Source organism: candidate division WOR-3 bacterium (genome assembly GCA_016867815.1).
Taxonomy (GTDB): domain Bacteria; phylum Hydrothermota; class Tepidihabitantia; order Tepidihabitantales; family Tepidihabitantaceae; genus UBA2258.
Genome location: VGIR01000179.1, coordinates 1 through 2,926, shown reverse-complemented (window position 1 = coordinate 2,926; position 2,926 = coordinate 1). Strand labels below are relative to the sequence as shown.

3 protein-coding genes are annotated in these 2,926 nt (G+C 59.2%); 1 reads left to right on the top strand and 2 read right to left on the bottom strand.

The genetic code is table 11. From position 1 onward, the window contains the following. Nucleotides 1-318: 318 nt before the first annotated feature. Entirely contained in the window at nt 319-501 is a 183-nt protein-coding gene (locus FJY68_14020) for a hypothetical protein (GenBank protein MBM3332939.1), read from the top strand. 118 nt (nt 502-619) lie between these two features. Here the strand turns inward: FJY68_14020 and FJY68_14015 are convergent, their stop codons facing one another. Continuing rightward, a complete protein-coding gene (locus FJY68_14015; GenBank protein MBM3332938.1) occupies nt 620-1,201 on the bottom strand; it encodes an Eco29kI family restriction endonuclease in 582 nt (193 codons plus the stop codon). A 97-nt stretch (nt 1,202-1,298) separates the two neighbouring features. After that, nucleotides 1,299-2,732 (bottom strand): site-specific DNA-methyltransferase, encoded by a 1,434-nt coding sequence (locus tag FJY68_14010; GenBank protein MBM3332937.1) that lies wholly within the window; start codon nt 2,730-2,732, stop codon nt 1,299-1,301. Nucleotides 2,733-2,926 lie beyond the last annotated feature (194 nt).

The following is a 2,926-nucleotide window of genomic DNA, read 5'->3' as shown; positions in this document are numbered from 1 at the left end:
GGAACGGTCCGCGTCACCGAAAGAAATTGACGCAACAGAGAGAGTTGCCTAAAGTGATGTGGGAGCCGCTAGGAATTTCAACTAACCGAGGGACATGCTCTTGGGGCCGATGAGTACGGTAGACCGGCCCGTGTGTATCTTGCGAGCCTTGATAATGCTTCTGAACTTCTCAACCGTGAAAGAGACGAGTTTCATGATTTGTCTCCTGAGCAGGCACTCCTGGCACAGTCCTGCACACACACTGCATCTTCGCCTCGCGTCGAGGTCGGCCGCGGTTCGGCGTCCAACCTCAGTCGAATCCTACTCCGGTGGGCCGGGATGTCAATTCGGCGGGCGTCAGTCGTCATCGGAACCGAGATCGGAGCGACCTTCGACCGGCTCTTCGTGTCTTGGTGTCTTGGTGGTGTAACTCCGTCCGGGTCAGTCATCGTCGGGCGGAGGGGCGTCGGGGTCGGGTTCGTAGCGGGACTTGGACTCGACCTGAGCCTCAACTTCGGCTAGTTCCCGCTTCATCCTCCTGATGTAGTCGTCAGGTAGCATCACGGGGTGCCAACGGTTGGGATTGGGAACGGGCATGGGCACCTGCCCAGCAGACTGCGTGCGTTCGCGGCTGGCGCTACTACCTGGGAAGCAAGGCATCCATGTCGGGCGGGTGCGCGAAGAATTCCCTGAGGTGCTCGGTTACACGAGATATCAGATCAGAAGGGGTCAGCCTGTTGGCACTCAGATCCCGTGCCCATTCACGGCCGGGATGGAGCGTGTCCCAAGTGGGTCGTTGACCTTCGCTCCTCTGTTTGCCTACCGGGTGATTGCCGAATCCGTCGAGCACGCAGTTCCAGACTGGCTGCGTGATGTCGATAAGAAGACTCTCGGCCAGCGAGATCCAGATTTCATCTACGAACAGATGGCGACAACGGAAATCGTCCAAGTTCAGGTCCTTGGTCTGACTTATGGACTCCGCGTGTTCTTGGAGGCGTTTGTACACGCTTGAAGTGAGCGGCGCCTCATCGGCGAAGTGCTTGCCCTTTCTCCCGCCCGGAGGGGTAGCCTTGCCGACGTATATCGGGAATCTCCACCTCTTCGCATTGGCTGCTACAAGCGGCCCATAGAGTGGCAGCTTGCCTCGATAGTAGATGGCGTAGATGCCAGCGCCAGGGAAGACCTCTGCAGGTGGGAGCTTCTCGGCGTCGTGTCGCAGCATCTCTCTGATAATGCTGTCGGCCAGACGGCGTTTTTCGAGCGGATTATAGGGCCTGTCGCTCCTAGGTGGTATCGAGTCGGGCGCAAACGTCATGGGACTACCTCTTCCTGATGATGACAGCGCTCTCGTGCAGGGTGGCCTGTGACTTGCCGCCGCGGCGGACAGTGGACTTGGTGATGCTGGCTCCGACCCTCTTGGTCCGCAAGGTCTCGACAGCGACCAGTTCATATCCAAGCTGAATGGCCATGTCGGCGAGCGTCTGTTCGAGCTTGATCTCGTGACCCTGGATAATGGAGTTCCCAATGACGATGACCACTGTTCCGCCTCGGGCTAACGACGGCTTCAACACAGAAAGGAACTTGAAGCTGTCGTTCAGGTAGGTCGCGACGTAATTCGCCCAGCCCGGCCCGCCGTATGCGCCTTCGCTTGCGCGTGTCGCCCGCATGTCCCGCAGCAGGTCCTCGAGTTCGGGATGCCTGAACTCAAGAGCGACGGGTTCGGCATCGCGAACAGTCTGCCAGTACTTGCCGATGTTCTCGTGCTCCAGTTTGCGCAGGGCGGCCCTTTGGCTGACCAGACCCAGCCAGAACATCTGTGGTCTGGTGCTCCTGACGTAGTGGTAGTTGTTCATGTACGGAGGAGACGTGACGACAAGGTCCACGCTCGCAGGAGCAAGCACCGAACGAGATTCCATGAAGCTCATCTCATGCACCTTGCCGACGCCTGGGAGCGGCTTGCCCTTCAGGTCGTCCTGGAGCCAGCGAATGTCGTGAGCCATGTTCTGCAGACGCTTGAGGATGCAGCCGTGTACGTCGGCGTCATCAATGAGGGGCTTTCCCGCACCGGGCCGGGAGCAGAGGCTGGGTTCATACGAGTAATTGGAGAAACTGACCATGACCGCGCCGAATGCCAGTCTGAAGATGTCGGCCACGGTCCTGTCCTTTATGGAAGCGAGGAAGGACTGAAACCCGAAGACCTGACGCTCGATGGAGTCGCTGAAGAAGGGAATGCGGGTCTGGAACTCTATTGGCCGCGTGCCGGGGCAGGTTCTGGAACCGTTCTTGCTGAAGACGGCGTACTGGGTGCAGTACGACTCAAGCAATGCCACGTTCAACCGCGCTGAATCTACCTTCACCTTGCAGGCGAGAGCCGCATACGGGTTTATCTCGAATCCGACCGCGTCATGTCCGGCGGCAATCGCTGCGACGAGCGTCGTACCTACGCCAGCAAACGGGTCGAGCACGCAGGAACGTCGGTCCGATCTGCGTGGGAGAAATGCTGTCATGCAGTCTTCCACAAATGTCGCGGAGAACCCGGCTATCCAGGGAATCCAGCGATGCACAGGAATGTCCCGGTTCTCCATGAAAGCCGAGTCTCTGAACCGGAAACCGGTGGCTGCGTTCGTGTCAGTGGAGAGTATCGGCAGCGTCGCAGAAGCGACTCCGTCACGGGCCATTCTACGCCTGCGCACATTCGGAGCGCGCCTTCTGCCGACAAGGGGGCGAGCGCGTCTGAAGGGCCTTCTTGGCATCGACGGAGAATAGCCAGGCAGACCGCAGTGTCAAGCCTAGTGCCGCAGCCGTTGTCCGGTTCGGCAGGAGGTCCTGTCAAATGTTGTGGAAATAGCTGAGCGGTGTCTTGGGGTCATGCTGCTGCTTTCACTTGAAGGCCATTGCGGTACTTGGCACCAGCTACCACCGCCGCAACCAGCTCCGGCGCATTCAG

Excerpts from the sequence above, each read along its gene's own strand:
- FJY68_14020 (MBM3332939.1), top strand. The coding sequence starts at position 319 with ATGTCAATTCGGCGGGCGTCAGTCGTCATCGGAACCGAGATCGGAGCG.
- FJY68_14015 (MBM3332938.1), bottom strand. The coding sequence starts at position 1,201 with ATGCTGCGACACGACGCCGAGAAGCTCCCACCTGCAGAGGTCTTCCCT.
- FJY68_14010 (MBM3332937.1), bottom strand. The coding sequence starts at position 2,732 with ATGCCAAGAAGGCCCTTCAGACGCGCTCGCCCCCTTGTCGGCAGAAGG.